Origin of the sequence: Tautonia marina, from assembly GCF_009177065.1 — a bacterium.
Lineage (GTDB): Bacteria > Planctomycetota > Planctomycetia > Isosphaerales > Isosphaeraceae > Tautonia > Tautonia marina.
In genome coordinates, this window is the sequence record NZ_WEZF01000024.1 from 14,204 (window position 1) to 35,096 (window position 20,893).

Below are 20,893 nucleotides of genomic sequence, written 5' to 3' on the forward strand. Positions count from 1 at the left end.
GGACGGGTCCGATCCGGGTTCGAGTCCGAACCTCGACCCGGGCGGCGCGAGCAGGCCGTCACCGACGCGTCCGGACTGGGGGGGCGAGCGATGATCCTCGAAGGATGTCCCTCGGAGCCTCGCTTGATTGCCTACCTGCTGGGTGATCTGGCCGAGGCCGAGTCGGAGCAGATCGCCGAGCACGTGGAGGGCTGCCCGGCCTGCGAGGCGGCCGCCGATCGCCTGGAGCGGCTGACGGACTCGGTCGTCGCCGCCGTCCGCAGGGGCGGACGAGAGGGAACGGCGGGGGGCCCCGGGATGCTCTGGGGCGGCTCGGCTCGAATCCCGGAACGGCGGTCGGGGGGAATCCGAGAGGAGGCCCCCCCGGAGGTTCCGGGCTTCGAGGTGCTCGGCCTGCTCGGTCGGGGGGGGATGGGGGCCGTCTTCGAGGCCCGACAGCTTCGACTCGGCCGGAAGGTCGCCCTGAAGGTGGTGACCATTGGGGAGGCGTCGGCGTACGACCGCTTTCGTGCCGAGGCCGAGGCGATCGCGGCCTTGAGGCACCCGAATATCGTGCAGATCTTTGAGGTGGGCGAGTCGTCGGGGAGGCCCTACGTCGCGCTCGAGCTGATCGAAGGAGGCTCGCTCGACCGGGTTCTTGCCGGTCGGCCGCTGCCTGCTCGACGAGCGGCCGAGCTGTCCCGGTCCCTGGCGCTGGCCGTCGGGCACGCCCACGCCCGGGGGATTATCCATCGAGACCTGAAACCGGCGAACATCCTGCTCGCCCCGCCGGCCGAGCCGGGCGGTCCCCCCGTGCCGAAGGTCACGGACTTCGGCATCGCCAAGCGGATGGAGGAGGCCGGGGGGCCGACCCGGGAGGGCGACCTGCTCGGCACGCCCGCCTCGATGGCTCCGGAGCAGGCGACCGGCGACCTGGACCGGATCGGCCCGGCGACCGACGTCTACGGGCTGGGCGTGATCCTCTACGAGATGCTCACCGGCCAGGTGCCCTTCCGGGGGACCGACGCGATCGAGACCCTGCTCTTGATCCGGACCCAGGAGCCGGTCTCGCCCCGGCGGCTCAACCCGAAACTGCCGAGAGACCTGGAGACAATCTGCCTGAAATGCCTGGAGAAGGAGCCGGCCCGCCGCTACGCCTCGGCCGAGGCGCTGGCCGAGGACCTGCGCCGCTACCTCTCGTCCGAGACGATCACCGCCCGCCCGGCCACGGGGCTGGAACGGGCCGGTAAGTGGGCCCGCCGTCGGCCGTCGGCCGCGACGGCGCTGGGGGTCTCGGCCGTCGCCCTGCTCGCCCTGATCGCGGGCGGAGCGTATTACAATGCCCGGCTCCGAAGTGCCCTGCAGGAGACCCGGGAGGCCAAGGACGAGGCGGTCGAGAGCCTCGCCAGCTCCGAATCGAGCTATCAGCTTGCCCGGCGAGCCGTGGACCGGTTCCTGATCCAGATCAGCGAGTCCGTCCTCTTCGAAGAGCCGGGGATGCTCGCTCTGCGCAATGAGCTGCTCGGCGAGGCCCGGGACTTTTTCCAGGAATTCATTGAGATCCGCGAGGATGATCCCCGAGCCACCCGGGACCTGGCCAGGGCGCTGACCAGCTACGGCGTGATTCAGTGGCGATTCGGCGAGCTTGACGAGGCCATCACCGGGCTTCAGCGGGCCGTTGATCTGCTCGTCACGCTCGACGATGGGCGAGGGCTGGAGCCTGAGGAGCGGGCCGAACTGGCGAGGGCGCTCTGGCACCTGGGTCAGGTCCGCGAGTTCGCCGGGCGTCGCGACGCGGCGATCAGCACGATCGAGCGGGCGATCGTCGAGGGGGACGCGGTCCTCCGAGCGGCCCCCCAGGCCGTCGAGACGCTGATCGACCTGGCTGAGGCCAGAACGTTCCTTGCCGGCTTCGAGCGGGATTCCGGCCGATACGAGGCGAGTCAGGCCTTTCTGGATGCCGCCGCGAGGCGTCTCCAGACAATTCCCGAGGCGTTCGATTCGAGGAGACTTGAGGACGCCTGGCTCGGGATCTTCAACCTGGAAGGGCAGATTGCCTGGTATCGCGGTGACTTCGACGCGTCCCTGGAGGCGCACGGGAAGGTGTTGGAGCGGTCCCGGACACGGCTCCAGCAATTCCCCGGGTCAAGTCACTGGAGAGACCGGGTCGCCGGAGCATTGAACAACGTCGCCTCGTGTGAGATGAAGCTCGGCCGACTGGAGCACGCCGCCGAGATGATGGAGGAGTCGTTGCAACTTCACCGCGAGCTGGCCATGTACGAGCCGGAATCGGTCGAAACGGCAACCCAGCTGGCCGCCTCGCTGGGCAACCTGGCCGCCATCCGGGATCGACTGGGCCAGCCCGACAAGGTCGAGGAGGTCCTGCGCGAGGCGGTGGCGATCCAGCAAAGCCTCGCGGACGCGGCCCCCGGCAATACGATGTGGGCCTACCACCTGGCGGCCAGCCACGGCAACCTCGGCAACGCCCTGCTGGGCAGCGGGCGGCACGAGGACGCGCTCGAGGAATTTCGACGGTCGGTCGAGGTCGCCTCGGACGTGCTCGATCGGCAGCCGCAGAACGCGATGATCCGCAACGTGGTCCGCAACGGGGCCTGGGGCGAGGCCGATTGCCTGGTCGCCCTGGGAAGGCCGGGGGAGGCCGTCTCCGCCTTCGACCGGGCGTTCGAGGTTGCGGACGGATACGCCCGCAAGGAGATCCGGGCCTTCCGGGCGGCGGCCCTGGCCAGGGACGGAGCGTTCGATCGGGCGCTGGCCGAGGCGATCACCGTGATCCAGGAGGCCGAGGGGGACAAGCCCTTGCGCCTGCTGGCCGCCGAGGCGATCGCGTCGCTGACATCCCTCAAACGCACCCCCCGGGCCGGTGAGATGGCCAGGCTCGCGCTGCAAATCGTCTCGGACCTGAACGCCGAGGGGTTGCTGAGCCGGGCCGACCTGATGCGGGGCGGTCTCGAACCGCTCCGCAATCATCCCGCGTTCCGGGATCTCCTGCTCGATGTCGGCTTCCCGGCCGATCCCTTCGCCCGCCGACCCGGATCGGATCTTGAGATTGCCGGTTCGGGGAGGCTCGATGAGCCTGCCCCCTGAACCGCTCCCCAAACCCGAGACGAGAGGATCAGCCGATTCGGAGGAGCTTCGAGAGCCCCCTCACGTCGGCCTCGGGGTCGTCCTCGTCCCCGTCGTCGAACCATCCCTGGGGGATCGCCGCCGGCGAGACCATCGAGCCGTCCTGGTTGGCGAGGTGCCGGAGCGCCTGGGAGAGCAGATCGTCGTCCCTTTCGGGCCGCTTGGGTTCCCGGAGCTCGGGCGTGACGGGGCTCGCCGATCCCCCTGAGTCCACCGCGACCGGCCCGAGCGGCCCGGCGACGGGGAGGGGCAGGGGGGTCGGACGGGGCGGAGTGCTTCGAGTGATCGCGAGCGCCCCCGATCCCCAGGAGGTCGACAGGGGAGCGAGGGTTCGCGTGGTTTCGAAGGCGCCGATGTCGGCGCGAGCGCCTTGCGGGCGAGGCTGGCCGCGCTGGTCGGTGGGCGGGGCGAGGGCGTCGATCGCGGCGTCGATCGCCGGGCTCACGAAGTCGGCCGGGGCGTGCGTCGGGGTCGGCCCGCCGTGGAAGGCCAGGGGGAGCAGGGAGGGGTTGAGTCCGGTGAGGTTGGTTGCCCGGTTGAGCCCCCCGCCGAAGCCCACGAGGTTGCCGACGCTGCCGGACGAAACCGGCTTGCCGCCGATGTCCTCCCGATCCGCCAGCCACCAGTTGTCGGAGACGATCGAGTTGATGAGCGAGGCGGAGACGGAGGCCCGGTTGCCATTGAAGAGGCCGTTGCCGGCGCCAAAGGCGACGTTCCTCGTGACCGTGGCGTGCCGGAGGCTCAAAAGGCCGTCGTTGTAAAGCCCGCCGCCGTCTCCGGTGGCGAAATTGCCGCTGATCGTGGCGTTGGTCAGCGCGGCCGTACCGTCGAGGTTGACAAGGGCGCCGCCGCGTTCGGCCTGGTTGGTGTGGAGGGTCGAGGCGATCACGAGCAGCGTCCCGCCCTCGGGGTGAGTGGTCGCGATCGTGCCGTCGTTGAAGACGCCGCCGGCCTGGTGGGTCGCGCGGTTGTTGCGGACGATCGAGCGGTTGAGGGTGACAAGGCCCCCTCGATTGTCGATCGCCCCGCCCCGGTCGCCGGCGACGTTCTGTTCCAGGATCGAGTCGACGAGGCTCAGCGTGCCGCCGTCGTTGCCGATCGCTCCACCGCTGGCGCCGGCGGCGTTGCCAGAGACGGTCGAGCCGACCAGAACCACCGTTCCGTGGTCATTGAAGATGCCGCCGCCGTCGGCGTCGGTGCCGGCGACCGTGTTGGCGACGACGATCGAGCGGACCAGCGACAGGTCCCCGGCGTTGAAGATCGCCCCGCCGGAGCGGGCCTGGGAGCCGGCTCCGCCTCGGAGCGACCCGCCCGTGAGGGTCAGCTCCTCCAGCCGGGCGGTCGTTCCGGGGAGGACCCGGACGACCCGAGCCTGGCGGTTCGCGTCGAGGGTGATCCGGCCATCGCCGAGGATCGTGACCGGCCCGGAGTGGTCGTCCAGCAGCAGCTCGCCGGTGAGCAGGACCCGCCCCTGGAGGCTCGGGGCGAAGGTGATGACGTCCGAACCCGGCTGGCTCGCCGAGATGGCAATCGCCTCCCGGAGACTGAGCCGCCCGTCGTGGGGATCGACCGCATCGACGAGGGTTGTCACGAGCACGACCCCGGCCTCGACCGATCCAGCATCCGGCGCGCCGATGGTGCGCCGGGCCCGTCCTCGCTGATCGATTGCCGTGGTCGAGCCGGTGGCGAGGCCAATCACCGGGCTGTCGGGCAGCGGCGCGTGGGTCAGGGTCGGCCCGCCGTTGTCGGCCAGGGGGCCGAGGCGAGGGTCGGTCACGCCCACGAGGTTCCCCGCAGGGATCTGGGTCGCCTCGACCGTCCCGTAGAGGTTCCCCGAGCCCAGAAGCGTTCCGAGCGAGGTTTCGATGTCGTCGTGCCTCCGGGGGCTGCCCGCGGTGTTGCCCGAGATGATCGAGCCGGAGACGGTCGCCCGGTTCGTGTTGGAGAGGCCCGCGCCGACCCCCCAATCCTCCCGGGTGGAATGATTTCCGGTGACGGTCGAGTGGGTCATCGTCAGGAGGCCATCGTTGGCGATCCCGGCTCCAAAGAAGCCCGAGGTGTTGCCGCTGATGGTGGCGTTGGTCAGCATCAGGCTGCCGCCGTTGGTAATCCCGCCGCCGGAATTCCCGCTGATGGTGGACCGTTCCACCGTCAAGGACGCGTTCCAGGCGTTGACGAGGCCCGTGCCGGAGACGCCGCGAACGGTGCTGTCGACCAGGGTCATCCGTCCCTCGTTGCGGATCCCGGCGTCGGCGTTGGCCCCCGAAAGTCGCACCCGGGTCAGGTCCATCTCCCCCTGGTTGAGGATCGCGACGCTCGACCGAGCGATCCCCGGCCCCGCGGCCGTCAGTTCGAGGTCGAGGAGCGAAACCCGAGTTCCTGGGGTGATCTGCACGAGCCTGCCACCGGTCCCCCTTCGAAGGGTGATCCGGCCGTCGCCGGCGATCGTGATCGGGTCGGCATCGTCCAGGAGCAGGGAGGGGCCGAGCAGGATCGTTCCCCGCAGACCTTCGGCGAAGGTCACGGTGTCCGCGCCGTCGCGCGTCGAGGCGTATTCGAGGGCCTCGACGAGGCTGGTCTGATCATCGAAGGGGTCGCGGACGTCCGCCAGGGTCGTGACGACCGTGCTTGCCGGCTCGCCTTCGACGGCGCCGATGTCGGGCGCGTTGCCCCTTGGCCTCGCATTGCCGTTCTGGTCGTACTCCGCGTAACCGGGCAGGGCCGCGTCGATGGCACGGGAACCGTTGACCGGTGCGTAGAGGAAGGTGTCTCCCGAAGCGGACTGGTACATCACCTTGATTTGCGGATCCTCGGTTCCGAGGATGATATTATCTTCATCCGAGACCAAGCCCCGAGCAATCCCCACCATGTTGCCGACGCTGCCGGCCTCGAAGGGTTTGCCGGCCAGGTCGTCGTCGGTCCGGCCGTCGAAGAAGCGGACAGGCCCCCGGACATTGTCGGCGACGATCGCGTTGATCAGCACGATGCGGCTGCCGGCCCCTGCGTTGAAGATGCCGCCGCCGATCCCGGAGCCGTTCGCGTCTCGGTCGGCGCTGTTCGCGGTGAGGGTCGTGTGAATCAGCTCCGCGAGGCCCCGGTTGAAGAGTGCCCCGCCGGACCCGTCGGCGTTGTTGGAGACGAGCGAGGCGTTGGTCATCCTCAGGGTTCCGGCGTTGAGGATGCCGGCGCCGAGGTCGGCCTTGCCCTCGATCACCGAGAGGCCCGAGAGGGTCAGGCTCGCCCCCGCATGGACCTCGAAGACCCGGAACTGGCCCCCCCCGCTGAGGAGGACCCCGGGGCCGGTCGGCTCGATCGTCAGGTCGAGGTCGACGAGGTCGAGGTCGCCGCTGGCGATGTGGTCGGCGGGGTTGATGCGGCCGTCGTGACGACCACTGGTCTCCAGGGTGTACACGCCGGGGGCCAGGCTGATCGTCTGCGCCGTCTGCCCGGTCGAGGCAGCCAGGAACTGGGCCTGCCAGATCGCCTGGCGGAGGGTCCCGGCCCCCATGGCCACATTTTGGTTGTCGTCGGTCCGGGTGACTTCAAGGCTGGGGATGAAGCCGGCGCCGATGATGAACTCCTCCAGCGCGAAGGTCGTCTCGTGGGTCTCGAAGGTCTTGGAGAAGAGGGGGATCGCCAGGAGGTCGTGCGAGAGGTCCCACTCCTCCGACCAGACGGGACCGGCCGTAACGTCCGCGAGGCTTCCGACCGGTGTGTCGATCGAAAACTCGGCCTTCAGGGCCTCGACATCCAGGCCGAGCGCGGCCTGAAGGCCGATGACGTTCTGGACATCGAGGTGGAAGGACGCCTCGGGTCTGACCCGGATCGGCCGGCCCTCGAACGCGACGGCGACCTGCGCGCCGGGCTCGAACGCGATCGACGCAACGCCGAGGTGCTCGACCGGCTGGCCGCCCGGCTCGGTCACGGTGACGTCGACGAAGGCCGGCCGGCCGTCGAGGTCTTCGAAGCGGTAGGTCAGCGTGCCGTCCGGGGTCGTCTTGAAGTCCTGGAAGACGTGAAGCTCCGGGCCTCCCGTGGCCTCCAGAGCCGTCAGCGTCGCCGCCACCTCGAAGCCGGCCTCGCCGGCGCTGAAGCCGATCGGCCCGAGCGGGCCGAACATGTTCGTCAGGACCAGGTTGTTCTCCATCAGGGTCGTTTGCACGATCGAATCGCCCGAGAAGGAATCGGGCCGGCGGGTGGACATGTCGACCGTTCCGTCGGGCGCCATCCCGGCCGAGGCGAGCCGGATCGAAGGCAGCGCCTGGCGCATCTCCCCCAGGCTCCGGCCCGCCTCCAGGAAGCTGGCCCCGACGTTGACCGACAGCGCCGCCGACCGGCTGTTGCCGTCGACCGTGACGTCGATCCCCATGCTCGCAGGCGGGGCGATCGGCACCGAAAGTCCGACCGTGCCCTCGACCTCCCGGCCGAAGAGCTTCAGGTCGCCCCGGCCATCCCGGTTGTACGAGGCGATTTCCTGGTTGACGTTGATCGAGGGGAGCTGCCAGGTTTGCTCGAAGACGTCGTCGTAGGACTGAGTGAACGGGTTGTAAGCCTCAACCCGGCCGGACACCGACCCGCTCAGTTCGAAGATGAACGCGGCGGATCCGCCCAGCGACGGCGAGGTGGTGTCGACCTGGGCACCGAGATAGGTCAGGCCCGTCTGGATGGGAACCGGGCCGAAGGCGGTGGGCTCGACCCAGTCGTTGCGGAAGTCGAGTTCGTAGTGCGCGTCGAAGCTGCCGGGGTCGGCGTACCCTCCCACCTCGAAGCCGATGCGTCCGTTGGCGGAGACGGCCCCCGTCCCCCGGTAGACTCCCAGGTTGAGGGAGGTTGAGTCGGACTCGTTGCGGAACTCGGCGCCCAGGAAGCTGCTGGCCTCCCGGGCCTGGGAATCCCCGGGGCCAAACTGGCTGGCGTTGGCGATCCGGTAGCTGTAGGAGGACAGCAGGAGTCGTTCTTCCAGGGGGGTGAGGGAGAGGAGGGCCCGCCGTCGCCACGGCTTGCGGGCCGCCGAGTGCCAGGTCTTGCGCGTCATCGCCGGGGTCTCCGTCGGGTGATCCGCCTTGAGGCTGGGTCTTGGGCTCGCCGGCCCCTCGCCGGGAACGCTTCCCCCTCACCCGACTTGATCGTTCGACGTGTGACACCATTTCGCGCGGTGACGGCCTCCCGGAGGCTCGCGGCGTCCTCGGGCTACGCGATCAGGTCGCCGACCTCCTGTCTGAGCCGGCGGAGGACCCGGCTCTTGGCCTGCCGGACGGCGGCCGTGCTCACGCCCAGCGCGGCGGCGACGTCGGCCGTTGCGTGGCCCTCGACGGTCACCCGCCAGAAGGCGTCCCAGGTTTTGCCCTCGAACTCGGAGCGGACCAGTCCCAGCGCCCTCCGGTAGACGCCGTCGAGTTCTCGGCGCTCGTCGGGGTCGTCGATCGGGTCGGTCTCGGCCGGCGGTTCGGGATGCTGCTGCAAGGCCCGACCGGCCGCCGTACCTCCCTCGGCCTCGGCCGGCCGCCGGCCCCGGGCTCGGTGCCAGTCGAGCACCTTGTTCCGCGTCACCCCCCGCAACCAGCCCCGGAAGCGGTCTCCCGCCCGGTCTCGTCGGAAGTCGCCGATACTCGACGCCACCGCCCGGAAGACCTCCTGGGTCACGTCGTCAAGTTCACCCTCGGCAACCCCCCCCCGTCGGCACCAGTACCGGACCAAAGGGGCGTAGAGGTGGATCAGGCGGTTCCAGGCCTCCTGATCGTCGGCTCGGACCCGATCGAGCAGGGTCATCGACGTCGGACGAGCATCCTCCACGACGGTCACCCTCGCCAAGATCCGAATGCCCCTCGATGGCCGACAGAACCCTCGATCGAGATCGCCTTGTGGCGGCCGATCGTTTCTCGACCGTGGCTCGATGGTACCGCGGTCTCGGCACATCGCGATAGACGATGCACCGGAGGGAAGCCATTGATTCTGGTGGGATCAGGAAATTTAGGCAATTTGAGCGTCGCTCTTCCCTGGGTTGCTGATAGAATGGATCTCAGATCGCCGGTCACGCCGGTGCAATGTCAATGGTTCGATGCGACCGCTCCTTCTCGACACAGGGGCTCCCGGGCCGGGCTGGGCCGCGTCGGGTGCCCTGACCCGGTCATCGGGCTCAATTGCACCCGGCGATGAGACGGGCACGGCCGACCCCCTTGGCCCGGGGGCGGCGGGCGGCCAATCGCACCCTTCGGCCTGAGAGGTCCGACCATGAGCGACACGACGGGCCTCGAGGATTCCTCCCTCGAGGAGCTGTTTCGGTCTGAGGTCGAGTCGCACCTGGAGGTGCTGGGCGCCGCGCTGCTGGACCTGGAACAGGCGCCCGGCGACCCGTCTCGCGTGGACGAGATGATGCGGGCGGCGCACTCGATCAAGGGGGCGGCCCGCGTGGTCCGCGTGGAGGCGGCGGTGCGCGTTGCCCACGTCATGGAGGATTGCTTCCTCGGGGTCCAGGACGGGGCCCTGACGCTCTCGCCCACCGACGTGGACGTCCTGCTGCGGGGCGTGGATTTGCTGGGCAAGATCTCGGAGGCGACGAGGACCCCCGGCGAGGACCTTTCGAGCCGGTTCGACGAGGCGGTTCGGTCGTTCGTCCTCGAGGTCAACGCCATCCTCGCCTCGCGGGGACGACCGTTGACGACCCCTTCCGGGCTTGCATCCAGCCCTCCCCGCGAGGCGGTGGCGGCCGATGTTCCCGCCCCCGATCCCCCCCTCGTCATGCCGCCCGCCGAGGCGACCACCATGCCCGTCGCGACGACGATCGCGTTCCCCGGGTACCTCGACGCGGGGGCGGCCGAGGAGATCCGCCTGCGGTTCCTCTCGGCCGTCGGGCGCGGGTGCGACGCCGTGCGGCTCGACCTGCGGGCGACCAAGGACCTCGACGTGCAGGGCCTGGCGCTGCTGGCCGCTCTCCCCCGGCATGTCGCCCGACACGGCCGCCCGAGGCTCCGGATGGCCGGGGTGTCGGCGGAGATGGAGGCGGTGCTCCGCGTGACGGGGCTGGGCGGGGCGTTCGACCTGCGAGGCGTCCAGGCACCCCGGGACTCGTGAGCGATGAAGATCCCGACGGACGAGTTCGTGATCCAGGCGCGTGAGCACCTGGCGGCCCTCGAGCACATCCTCCTGTCGCTGGAGGGTCCGGTCCTCGGCGCGGCCTCCCGGGAGCGGGTCGACCGCTGCCTGAGAATCGTCCACTCCATCAAGGGGGACGCCGGCTTCCTCGGGTTCACGGCGATCCGGACGCTGGCCGACGCGATGGAGACGGTCCTCGAGACGTTGCGCGATCCGGGCGGGCATCCCCCGAACCCGGCCGCCGTCGAGCGGCTTCTGCTGGCCCGCGATCGGCTGGCGGCCCTTGTGGATGACCTCGAGAGCGGTCGCGAGGCGGATCTCGGGGGGCTCCTCGACGAACTCGAGCGGGTCGCCCGGCAAGGGGTGGGCGGCCCTGAGGGTTGGGACCTCGACCTCCGCGAGGTGGATCGCCTCCAGTCCGGCCGCCTCGCCGGCTTCTTCGCAGCGTTCGAGCGGCTTGGCCGGGTGTCGTCCCCAGCGGTCGTCCTCGACGCCGAGGATCTCTCCGGCGGCCTCCCCTCGGGGCCCGTCCGCTTCCGGGTCGCGCTCGCGTCGGAGACGCCTCGGGAGGAGATCCGGCGCGCGCTCGGGCTGCCGGAAGTCGCCGGGCCGGAGGGCAGGGGGGCCGTCGTCCCGCTGGCGGTCGACCTGGCCGAATGGTCGCGTTCCCGTGGCCAGTCGCTGGCGACGCTGCTCGCCGATCTCGACCGATGGGGGCGCGTTGAGGGGGCCAGCCTGGAGTTCGAGCAGGACGACCTGGGCAGGGGCCTGACCCCGGGGCCCGTCGTGTTGCGTGGGCAGTTCCGGACCGCGATGCCGGAGGACGACGTGGCGAGACGCCTCGCGTTTCCCATCGCGGCCGAGCCCCCCGAGGCGGTGGACCCGCCGCCCGCGCCCGCAACGGGGGTCGAGCCGCCGCTCGCCCCGGCCGCCGGGGGGGCCGTCGCGGCGGCGGAGCCGGAGCGGGCCTCGCTCCGGATCAACGTCGAGCTGCTCGACCGCCTGATGACGCTGACCAGCGAGCTGACCCTCATCCGCAACCAGTCGCTGCTGGCCTTTGATTTGGACGACGACCGGGTCCGCCCCATCGTGCAGCGGCTCGACGCGGTCACCTCGGCGTTGCAGGAGACGGTCCTCCGCTCCCGGATGCAGCCGATCGGCAATCTCTTCGGCAAGTTCCCCCGGGTGGTCCGGGACCTGGCCCGGCAGCTCGGCAAGCAGGTGGAACTCCGTCTGGTCGGTCGGGACGTCGAGCTCGACAAGACGATCCTCGAACAGCTCTCCGACCCGCTCACCCACCTCGTCCGCAACAGCGTCGACCACGGCATCGAGCCCCCCGACGAGCGGGTCGCGAGGGGCAAGCCGCCGGTCGGCCGCATCGTCCTGTCGGCATCGCACGAGGAGGGCCGGATCCGCATCGAGATCCGCGACGACGGGCGGGGGCTCGATCCCCAGTCCATCCGCGACAAGGCGCTCGCGATGCGGCTGAAGACCGAGGCCGAGCTCGACCGCATGGCGGATCGCGAGCTCTCCATGTTGATCCTGGTCCCGGGGTTCTCGACCGCCCGGGCCGTGTCGGACGTGTCGGGCCGGGGGGTCGGCATGGACGTGGTGAAGACGAACATCGAGCACCTCGAGGGGACGCTGGCGATCGACTCGCGGCCGGGAGCCGGCACGGCGATGATCCTCCGGCTGCCGCTGACCCTGGCGATCATCCCCTGCCTGATCGTCACTGTGGGGGGGGAGCGTTACGCCGTCCCCCAGCGGGACCTGGAGGAGGCCGTCTGCCTGCATCCCCGGCTGGCCGGTCGGGTCGTCCGGGCGTTCGACACCGAGGTCTATCGGCTTCGAGGGCAGCTCTTGCCGATCGTGCGGTTGGCCGACGTGCTCCGCCGCCGGAGGCCCCCCGGGGCTGATGCTGATGCTGATGCCGGGGCCGGGGGCGATCGGGGAGAGGAGACGGGAGGGACAGGGCAGGCGATCGCGTACATCCTGGTGCTGCGGTCGGCCTCGCGGCGGTTCGGGCTGGTGGTCGACGAGGTCCGGGGCACGGAGGAGGTCGTCGTCAAGCCGATGCACCCGGCGATCAAGCCGATCGGCATCTTCTCCGGCGCGACGATCATGGGGGACGGCCGGGTCGCGCTCATCGTCGACGTCGCCGGCATCGTTGAGCACGCCCGGCCGGGCTTCGAGCCGGCGGCGGAGACCGCCGCCGAGGCCGCGCGAGGCCCGGACGCATCGAAGGCGGTCCAGCCCCACCGCGTGCTCCTGTTCGAGCATGGCCCCCACGAGCAGTTCGCGCTGCCACTGCTCCAGATCCGTCGGGTCGAGATGGTCGACCTCGACCGGGTCGAGCGTGTCGGCGAGCACGAGTACGTGGCCGTGGACGGCGTGTCGATGCGGCTGCTCCGGCTCGATCGGGTGATGGGGGTCTCGGCCCCGCCCCCGTTGGCGGCGGGAGCCGGGCGGGTGCCCCTGATCCTGCCGAAGTTCGTCGCCCAGCCGATGGCGATTCTCGCGAGCCGGATCGTGGACACCGAGGCCTTGGCGGTCGAGTTGCAATCCCACCCGGAGCACGACCGAGGGATCCTCGGGTCGGCCATCGTCCGCGGCCGGATGACGCTCTTCGTGGACATCTTCCGGCTGTCGGCCCAGCTGTTCGGCACGCCTCCCTCGCCAGGCCCGGCACGCGGGGAACGCCCCCGACGGCTGCTCCTGCTGGACGACACCCCGTTCTTCCTCGAGGTGGTGCGACGCTACCTGTCGGAGGAGGGGCACGAGGTCGAGACCGCCGTCAACGGCCTGGACGGCCTGGCCCGCCTCGCGGACGGCCCACCGTTCGACCTGATCGTCTCGGACATCGAGATGCCGGTCATGGACGGCTGGGAATTTGCCCGCGAGGTGCGACGACGCGGAGTTCCCACCCCCTTGCTCGCTCTGACCTCCCTGAGCGGGGCTGCCTACGAGGCGAGGGCCAGGGAGTGCGGCTTCGACGACTACGAGGTCAAGCTCGACCACGACCGGCTCGTCCGGAAGGTCGCGGCGCTCCTGGGTGGCCGGGAGGCCGGCGCATGACGGAGGCCCCGATGGCATCGCCCCGCCTGTTCTGCACGTTCCGCCTGGCCGGTGGCCTCTTCGGCGTCGACCTCCTCGACGTCAAGGAGATCACGGCGGAGACGACCACCACCCGGGTCGCCCACGCCCCGGACGAGGTGCTCGGCCTGGTCAATATCCGGGGCCACATCTATCTGGCCCTGGACCTTCGCCGGCTGCTGGGTCTGCCGGCCTCGGGCGTCGCCGCCGAAAGCCGCCTGGTGCTGTTCAAGCCATCGGTCGGCGCCGCGTTCGGCGTGATGGTCGACGAGATCGCCGACATCCAGGCCGCCGACCCGGGCCTCATCGACCCCTTCTCCCGCGCCGACCTGCCGGGCGACGGGCCGGGGGCGGTCCGCGTCGAGCTGATCGAGTCCGTCATCCGGCTGGCCGACGAACTGCTGGTTGTCCTGGCCCCTCGGCGTTTCCTCCCGGTCGTCGAGCGGGCCCTGGCCGGCCCTGCCTGACCGATTCCCCCAATCGCCCACGACTCCCGGGTCCACCACCGTGAAGAACCTCAGACTCGCCCAGAAGATGTCGGTCCTCTCCCTGATCCTGATGGGATCCATCGTCGTGGTGGCAGGCGTCGCCGTGACGCAGCTGTCGTCGCTCGACGCCCAGGTCCGACAGCTCGTGGATCGTACGATCCTGAAGCGTCAGACGCTGGCCGACCTCCAGTCCCGGTTGTTCCTGTCCATCCGCGCCCAGAAGAATGCGATCCTCGCGCCGGACGACGAGCGGTCGCGGAGCTACGCCGCGGAGTCGCGTTCCGTGCTGGACGACGTCCGCAGCGAGCTCGAACGGATCCGGGGGCTGACCTCGGGCGACGGGGCCGGCAGCCAGTCGGCGGCGGTCGAGGCGCTCGACAAGGCGATTGATGCGTACGAGGTGGTCAATGAGGAGAGCCTCGACCTTGCCGTCCAGAACACCAATCTCAAGGCGAGGACCCTCCTGGGCGGCGACTACCGGCGCCAGGCCGACCTCATCGCCTCGCTCCTCCGCGCGCGGATCGGAGCGATCATCTCCGGGCCGCCCCCGGAGGCCGACGACCTTTCCCGGCTCCGGTCGTTCGTGGAGGCCCTCGCCGCGCTGCTGGAGATGCATCCCGCCGTCGTCCGGCACATCGAGTCATCGAGCCCCGAGGAGATGACTGCCCAGGCGACCAAGCTCGCCGAGCTCCAGGGCCGGGTCCAGGCCGGGCTGGAGGCTGCCGGGGAGCCCTCGGCCGCCCCGTCGGAAGGCCGCGATGCCTTCGCCGAGCTGAAGGCCATCCAGGCGAGCATCATCGGGCTCTCGGAGACGGACTCCAACAACCGGTCCACGGCCCTGTCGCTCGCCGAATTGAAGGAGGCGACGGACGAATGTGCGGCGCGCATCTCAGAGCTCGGCGACCTCTTCGCACGGGAGGCCGCCGACGGTCGGGCGAGCAGCGCGGCCGCCTACTTCGTCGGCCTCGCCTGGATCATCGGCGTCGCGCTGGCCGGCCTGGTCTTCGGCGGGGCACTCGCCGTGTTCGTCACGCGCTCCGTCGCCGGACCGGTCCTGGAGGTCCGCGACCTGACCCGGTCGATGGCCGACGGCGACCTGCGTTCCCGCGTCTCGCTCCGCCAGCGCGACGAGGTCGGGCAACTCTCCGATGCGACCAACTCCCTCGCGGACGCCTTCACCACCATCGTGGCCGAGATCCGGGGCGTCTGTGAAGGGATGGCCGCCTCGGCGGGGGAGCTCTCCGGGGTCTCGAACCAGCTGGTCTCTCAGAGCGAGCACGCCTCGATGAAGGCGACGAGCGTGGCGAGCGCCTCGGAACAGCTCACGACGAACATCGGCACGATGGCCTCGGCGGCCGAGCAGATGAGCGCCAGCGTGGCGTCGATCAGCTCGGCCAGTGAGGAGATGAGCATCAATGTGGGCACGATCTCGTCGGCCGCCGAGCAGACTTCGACCAACGTGGACTTCGTCTCCCAGGCGGTGGGCGAGATCTCCAGCTCGTTCGCCGATGTGCTCAAGGACGTCCAGCAGGGGTCGGACATCGCCGGCGAGGCCAGCCGGATGGCCGACTCGGCGACCGAGACCATTCAGCTCCTGAACCGCTCCGGCGCCGAGATTAGCAAGGTCACCGAGGCGATCAAGATGATCGCCTTGCAGACGAACCTGCTGGCGCTGAACGCCACGATCGAGGCGACCTCGGCCGGCGAGGCGGGGCGGGGCTTCGCCGTGGTCGCGCACGAAATCAAGGAGCTGGCCAACCAGAGCGCCAAGGCGGCCGAGGACATCGCTCGAAAGATCGAGGGGGTGCAGGAGGACACGAGGCGGGCCGTCCAGGTCATTCAGGGCGTCTCCCAGATCATCAAGGACATCAACGCCTCTTCGGGTAGAATCACGGTGTCGGTGGAGAAGCAGACCCGGGCGGCGAGCCTGATCTCCCAGAACGTGTCGGAGGCGAGCAAGGGGGTCGGCGACATTGCCCGGTCGATCTCCGAGGTGGCCAAGGCCGCCGGAGACATGGCCCGCAACGTGGCCGAGGCTGCCCGGGGAGCCACCGAGGTCTCCCGCAACGTGGCCGAGGCCGCAAAGGCCGCCAGCGGCATCTCCTCGGACATCCACGGCGTCAGCCAGGCGTCGCGATCGACCAACGACTCGGCTTCCCTGGTCCATACCTCCGCCGAGCAGCTCGACCGGACCAGCACCCAGCTCAGGACCCTGATCGGCCGGTTTAAGATCAACACGGGAGGGGCCGCGGGCGCATGATCTCCGAGCCGCTTCGCATCCTGATTGTCGACGACTCTCGCATTTTCCGCTCCGCCCTTGAGGACGCGCTGGCCGGGCAGCCAGGCGTCCGGGTGGTGGGCTCGGTCTGGAGCGGCGAGAAGGCGGTCGCCTTCGTCCGCGACACGCCTCCCGACCTGGTCACTCTGGACCTGAACATGCCCGGCCTCGGCGGCCTGGACACCCTCAGCGAGATCCGCCGGCTGAACGCCTCCCGCCCCGAGCTTCCCCCCGTGGGAGTCCTGCTCGTCAGCGCCCTGACCGAGCACGGGGCGGCGGTCACGGTCGAGGGCCTGGCGCGGGGGGCCTTCGACTTCATCCGCAAGCCCGACGGCCCGGACGACCGCTCGAACGCCGCGTCCCTGAGGCAGCAGCTCGCCGAAAAGATCGCCCTGTTCGCCCAGCGACGGCGGGGGTCGACGCTCTCACGCTCCCCCTCGCCCCCCCCGGGCCGCCCGCACCGCGCGGCGGCCCTCGCTGACCGTCCCGGCCGGTTCCGGGCGGTCGCCATGGGATCCTCCACGGGAGGACCCGAGGCGCTTGCGCTGCTGCTGCCCGGCCTGACGGCCCACTCGACGGCCCCGCTGTTCATCGTCCAGCACCTGCCGCGGGGCATGACGCGCTACTTCGCCGAGAGCCTCGGCCGTAAGTGCTCGTACGAGGTCGTCGAGGCCGAGGACGGCGCGCCGGTCGGGCCCCGGACCGCTTACGTCGCACCCGGGGGCCGGCACATGACCCTCCGGGGGCAAGATGACCGGGTGACCATCGCCCTGAACGACCAGCCGCCCGAGAATGGCTGCCGGCCCTCGGCCGACGTCCTCTTCCGCTCCGCCGCGGCGGCCTACCGCCACGCCGTCGTCGCCGTCGTTCTCTCGGGCATGGGGACCGATGGCGCCCGGGGGCTCGGGCCGCTGAAGCGGAGTGGCGCCTACGTCATCGCCCAGGACGAGGCGACCAGCGTCGTCTGGGGCATGCCCGGGGCCGCGGTCGCCACCGATCTGGTCGACGAGGTCCTCCCTCTGGAGGCCATTGGGCCGGCGGTCGCCTCCCTGCTGGCCGGCGGGACACGGCCATGCGGCTGAGCCCTGAGGCGTTCGACGCAATCCGGAAGGCCGTCCACGAGCTTTGCGGCATCGTGATCGCCGAGGAGAAGCACTACCTGGTTGTCTCCCGCCTCGAGCCCGTCCTGACGCGGCTCGGCCTGCCCTCCTACGAGGCCTTCGTCCAGGCGCTGGGGCGGCCGGACGCAACGCCCCTGCGCGAGCTGCTCATCGAGGCCATCACGACCCGCGAGACCTCGTTCAATCGGGACGGCCACCCCTTCGAGGAACTCCGGCGGTCGATCCTCCCCGAGCTCTCGCGCCGCCTCCTCGCCCGCCGCGCCGCGCCCGCCCCGTCGCTCCCAAGGTGCCGCATCTGGTGCGCGGCCGCGGCGACTGGCCAGGAGGCCTACAGCGTGGCAATGGCCATCTCGGACTTCCTGGCGAGTCGGCCGGGAATCGGGCTGACCCTCGGGGACTTCCCGATCCTGGCGACCGACATCTGCCAGGGGGCGCTGGCGATCGCCCGCGCCGGCCGATACTCGGCCGAGGAGGTCCGCCGCGGGGTCTCCGAGGACCAGCGAGCCCGGTACTTTTCCCCGGACCGTGACGGCTGGTTCGTCGCCGAGCCACTCCGACGCGCGGTCGAGTTCCGCCGCCTCAACCTCGTCCTGCCGCTGCCCAACCTGGGGACGTTCGACCTGATCCTGTGCAGGAACCTCCTGATCTACCTCGACGACGTCGCGCGCCGTCGCCTCTGCCTGGGCCTCCACCAGGCACTCAATCCTTCCGGCCTCCTGATCATCGGCGCCGCCGAGAGTCTCTACGGGGTGACGGATGCCTTCGCGACGGAGCGATTCGGCAGCACCATCGCCCATCGGAAGACGTAACCGTGTCGCTCCCTCCTCGGAGTGGGGGGCACCCGGGCTCAGCAGGCACGGCCCCCGATCAGACATCGGCATGGCCTCTCGTCGCGAGGAACTGACCGGTTCTTCGGCCGCGAGGTCACTTGTTCGCTGCACGACAATCGGTGACGAACGTCGCAAGCATGATTGCCCTGAGTGGCATAACCTCCATTATCAGACGGTACGGCGACCCAGGCGGAGTTATCGCAACCCCGCCCCGTGGCCACAATCGACCGGCAGGCCGCGGCGACGGGACCGCGCCCAGCCCGGACCGGCCAACCGGTGTGAGCGGCGGCCCTCTGACGCGTCGGAAATCGGCCTGGCCGACGCGCCGAGTTCGGCGGCCAAGGCCGTCAGGTTGCGGAGCGCCCGGCGTCGACGCTGCGGAAGCGCTCCGGAGGCCCCCGCCGGAGTGCTGAGGGACGAAACCGCCTTACGAAGGATCTTCTCGGTCGACCCGACGATCCGCCCGAGGCGGGGTGCCTCGGGCCGGGGACGGATCGACACCGAGGCGAGCGAGCACGTTCCGCATCAAGGTCCCCCAGCGCAGGTCGACGGACAAGGCCCAGCCGGCGGCGATCGCCCCGGCGTGGAAGACCTTGCCGCCCTGGGGACGTTCCCAGTAGATCACCTCGGCTGAGGTGCCGTCGATCGGATCCGACCGCCGGCCGAAGTAGTCCAGGGACATGCCGTTGGCCGGGTCACGGATGCCCCGGGCCAGGGTGGTGATGCCGGGGGGCTCCTCGGGGAGTTCCGCCCCGTCGGGGACAGGATGATGCGTCATCTCCAGCAAGGTCGCGAGCCGGACGTCCGCCTCGTGGCCGACCGCCCTCGGCTCGCCTCCGCCGGGGGCATGGCCGAAGGTCTCGCCGGGCTCCAGGCCGACCGGCTCGGGCTCGTGGAAGAGGGGATGATCGGTCGCGTCGGCCCGGTAGACGCCGAAACTCCCGCGGCCGGTGCCCCACCAGCCGAGGCACTCCAGGCCAATGACCTCCCAGGCCGGGTAGCCGCATTCCCTCATCAGGCTGCCACGCTTCCGGTCGTGGCTGTGCCAGAGTTCCCCGATCGGCGCGTCGGTCCGGCCGCCGATGCTCGGGTCGTACTTCCGGCACTCGACCACCGACCCGTCGTCGCTGAAGCTCACCCGCCAGAACATCGTGTTGCCCGAGAGCACGATGGCCCCCCCGCCATTGGTCAGGAAGCGATCGACCCCCTCAAAGGCCGGGATCGACCAGTACTCGCTGTGCCCGTTCAGGACCAGGACGCGGTAATCGCGGAGCATCTCGGGGTTGCGGTGCAGGTCGAGGTCGGTCACGAGGTCGTAGGAATACCCCTGCTCGTCGAGCCAGACGTGGGTGAAGCGCTCGCCCCGCATCAGGTGACTGTAGCCGACCTCGGGGGGGCTGTACAACACATCGGGACCGGCCACCGGCCAGGGCATGTTCATGCCAAGCTGATAGGTCGGCTGCCCGGCGTGGTGGTCCCGGTAGAAGCAATAGGCCGGGGCCTGCTCGACGCTGTTGGTCAGCCCACCCGTCCCCCATGACTGCGGTCCCGAGGCGTTCCTGGCGAACGGCGTTCCCCCGTAGGCCAGCCAGGTGCTCGTCGAGCAGAGGACCAGGATCGGCGCCGGCGGGCTCGACGCGGCTCGGCGGACGAGGAAGGTCACGTCGTACTGATGGGGTTCTCCGTCAAGCTCGAACCGGAAGCGGCCGACGTAGAGGCCCGGTCGGGCCGTCTCGGGGATGGTCGCCTCGTGGGTCACGGACCATCGGCAATCATAGAGGTCATCCGACGCGAGCCTGAGGCCGTGGCCCCTGGAGGGATCCTGGGCGGGATCGTACGAGCCGAAGCGAGGGATGGCCGAACCGTCGAACCTCGGGCCGCCGATCATCCAGGTGCCGTGATTGATGATCCGCCCGTCGCGGGCCTGGTCGCCGCGGTCCGCGACGAGGTCGCCGTTCTCCTCGTCGAGCGGCCAGTGGGCAAGAACCGTCGCCGGATCCGGGGGCTCGGTCGATCGGCGGTCGAAGCGTTCCCGGATCGCGGCCGGGGCCGGCGGGGTCCGATGAATCGTCGGCCCCGCCAGGTCGCCTTCGAGGAAGACGTCGGCCACGCCTCCCGAGCCCATCGCGCCGAGCCTCAAGGGGGCGCTTCCCGGCCTGACCGGCCCCTCGATCGCCTGCTCGGCGACTCGTCGGCCATCGACCCAGAGCGTCTGCTGGCGTCCGTCCCAGGTGCCGACGACGTGATGCCACTGCTTCGGCTCCAGGGCGGGGCCGGTCAGGAGGCGGTCGGCCCGGAAGGCGCCGCCGTCGCCGAGGGAGAAGACGGCCCGGCCCTGCGCGTCGATCAAGAGCCCGAGGCCGCAGGAATCAGGTTCATTGAACTGGGTGATGAGCCCCTGCTGCCGGGCCGTCGGCCAGGGCCGGACCCAGCATTCGAGGGCGATGGAGTCGATCGCCTCGTCCGGAGGCAAGTGACGCTCGACGTGAACATAAGAACCAGGGTGGATCGGCTGAGGACTCGCCGGGAAGTCGCCGGTCACCTCCAGAACCTCGTCGCTGGAGCGGTCGTCGATGTCCGGGCCGAGCCGGCAGATGGACAGCTCAAAGGGGACGGTGCTGCTGACCCGAAACCGGATGGGATCGCCCACAGCGATGCTCTTCTCGGCGTAGGCGTGCAGGCCGGGAAGATCGAGGGGGCGATGAGGGGGGATCACGCCGCGGTCGGGGGCCGGTCGACAAGGCTCTCCTTCGGCCCGGACGGGAGTACCGCCGACGGCCGAGGCGCCGAGGAGTCCCGCGGCAGACTGGACGATGAACTCGCGGCGGCTCTCGGTCGAAAGGGGCGGTTTCTTCATCGGTGGAGATC

The 20,893-nt window shown here is 70.3% G+C and carries 10 protein-coding genes; 7 read left to right on the forward strand and 3 right to left on the reverse strand.

Annotated features, from left to right (window positions below):
• Positions 1 to 90: 90 nt before the first annotated feature.
• Entirely contained in the window at positions 91 to 3,084 is a 2,994-nt protein-coding gene (locus GA615_RS23145; RefSeq protein ID WP_152053710.1) for a serine/threonine-protein kinase, read from the forward strand.
• Between the two features lie 28 nt (positions 3,085 to 3,112).
• Here GA615_RS23145 and GA615_RS23150 read toward each other — a convergent pair whose 3' ends face one another.
• Both GA615_RS23150 and GA615_RS23155 read right to left on the reverse strand, forming a co-directional pair.
• Entirely contained in the window at positions 3,113 to 8,158 is a 5,046-nt protein-coding gene (locus GA615_RS23150; RefSeq protein ID WP_152053711.1) for a right-handed parallel beta-helix repeat-containing protein, read from the reverse strand.
• Positions 8,159 to 8,313: 155 nt separating this feature from the next.
• Positions 8,314 to 8,925 carry an RNA polymerase sigma factor gene (locus tag GA615_RS23155; protein ID WP_235905635.1) on the reverse strand — a complete coding sequence of 204 codons (612 nt, stop codon included), beginning with the start codon at positions 8,923 to 8,925 and terminating at the stop codon, positions 8,314 to 8,316.
• 429 nt (positions 8,926 to 9,354) lie between these two features.
• On the opposite strand from GA615_RS23155, the gene GA615_RS23160 reads away from it, so the two are divergent.
• Genes GA615_RS23160 through GA615_RS23185 form a run of 6 tightly spaced genes read left to right on the forward strand, consistent with a single transcriptional unit; the run spans position 9,355 to position 18,004 of the window.
• Entirely contained in the window at positions 9,355 to 10,194 is an 840-nt protein-coding gene (locus GA615_RS23160; protein WP_152053712.1) for an STAS domain-containing protein, read from the forward strand.
• Between the two features lie 3 nt (positions 10,195 to 10,197).
• Entirely contained in the window at positions 10,198 to 13,290 is a 3,093-nt protein-coding gene (locus tag GA615_RS23165) for a hybrid sensor histidine kinase/response regulator (protein ID WP_152053713.1), read from the forward strand.
• 11 nt (positions 13,291 to 13,301) lie between these two features.
• Positions 13,302 to 13,775, forward strand: coding sequence for a chemotaxis protein CheW (locus GA615_RS23170; protein WP_161602498.1), 474 nt, complete (start codon positions 13,302 to 13,304; stop codon positions 13,773 to 13,775).
• Positions 13,776 to 13,815: 40 nt separating this feature from the next.
• The gene (locus GA615_RS23175; protein WP_152053715.1) at positions 13,816 to 16,056 is read left to right on the forward strand and encodes a HAMP domain-containing methyl-accepting chemotaxis protein; all 2,241 of its coding nucleotides are present in this window, start codon (positions 13,816 to 13,818) and stop codon (positions 16,054 to 16,056) included.
• Positions 16,053 to 17,156 carry a chemotaxis-specific protein-glutamate methyltransferase CheB gene (gene cheB / locus GA615_RS23180; RefSeq protein ID WP_152053716.1) on the forward strand — a complete coding sequence of 368 codons (1,104 nt, stop codon included), beginning with the start codon at positions 16,053 to 16,055 and terminating at the stop codon, positions 17,154 to 17,156. Before GA615_RS23175 ends, cheB begins: the two co-directional genes overlap by 4 nt.
• Entirely contained in the window at positions 17,147 to 18,004 is an 858-nt protein-coding gene (locus GA615_RS23185; RefSeq protein ID WP_152053717.1) for a CheR family methyltransferase, read from the forward strand. The genes cheB and GA615_RS23185 overlap by 10 nt, the downstream gene beginning before the upstream one ends.
• A 448-nt stretch (positions 18,005 to 18,452) precedes the next feature.
• Here the strand turns inward: GA615_RS23185 and GA615_RS23190 are convergent, their stop codons facing one another.
• On the reverse strand, positions 18,453 to 20,882 hold the full coding sequence (locus GA615_RS23190; RefSeq protein ID WP_161602499.1) for a LamG domain-containing protein: 2,430 nt from the start codon (positions 20,880 to 20,882) through the stop codon (positions 18,453 to 18,455).
• Positions 20,883 to 20,893: the final 11 nt, after the last annotated feature.

Excerpts from the sequence above, each read along its gene's own strand:
- GA615_RS23145 (WP_152053710.1), top strand. The coding sequence starts at position 91 with ATGATCCTCGAAGGATGTCCCTCGGAGCCTCGCTTGATTGCCTACCTG.
- GA615_RS23150 (WP_152053711.1), bottom strand. The coding sequence starts at position 8,158 with ATGACGCGCAAGACCTGGCACTCGGCGGCCCGCAAGCCGTGGCGACGG.
- GA615_RS23160 (WP_152053712.1), top strand. The coding sequence starts at position 9,355 with ATGAGCGACACGACGGGCCTCGAGGATTCCTCCCTCGAGGAGCTGTTT.
- GA615_RS23165 (WP_152053713.1), top strand. The coding sequence starts at position 10,198 with ATGAAGATCCCGACGGACGAGTTCGTGATCCAGGCGCGTGAGCACCTG.
- GA615_RS23170 (WP_161602498.1), top strand. The coding sequence starts at position 13,302 with ATGGCATCGCCCCGCCTGTTCTGCACGTTCCGCCTGGCCGGTGGCCTC.
- cheB (WP_152053716.1), top strand. The coding sequence starts at position 16,053 with ATGATCTCCGAGCCGCTTCGCATCCTGATTGTCGACGACTCTCGCATT.
- GA615_RS23185 (WP_152053717.1), top strand. The coding sequence starts at position 17,147 with ATGCGGCTGAGCCCTGAGGCGTTCGACGCAATCCGGAAGGCCGTCCAC.
- GA615_RS23190 (WP_161602499.1), bottom strand. The coding sequence starts at position 20,882 with ATGAAGAAACCGCCCCTTTCGACCGAGAGCCGCCGCGAGTTCATCGTC.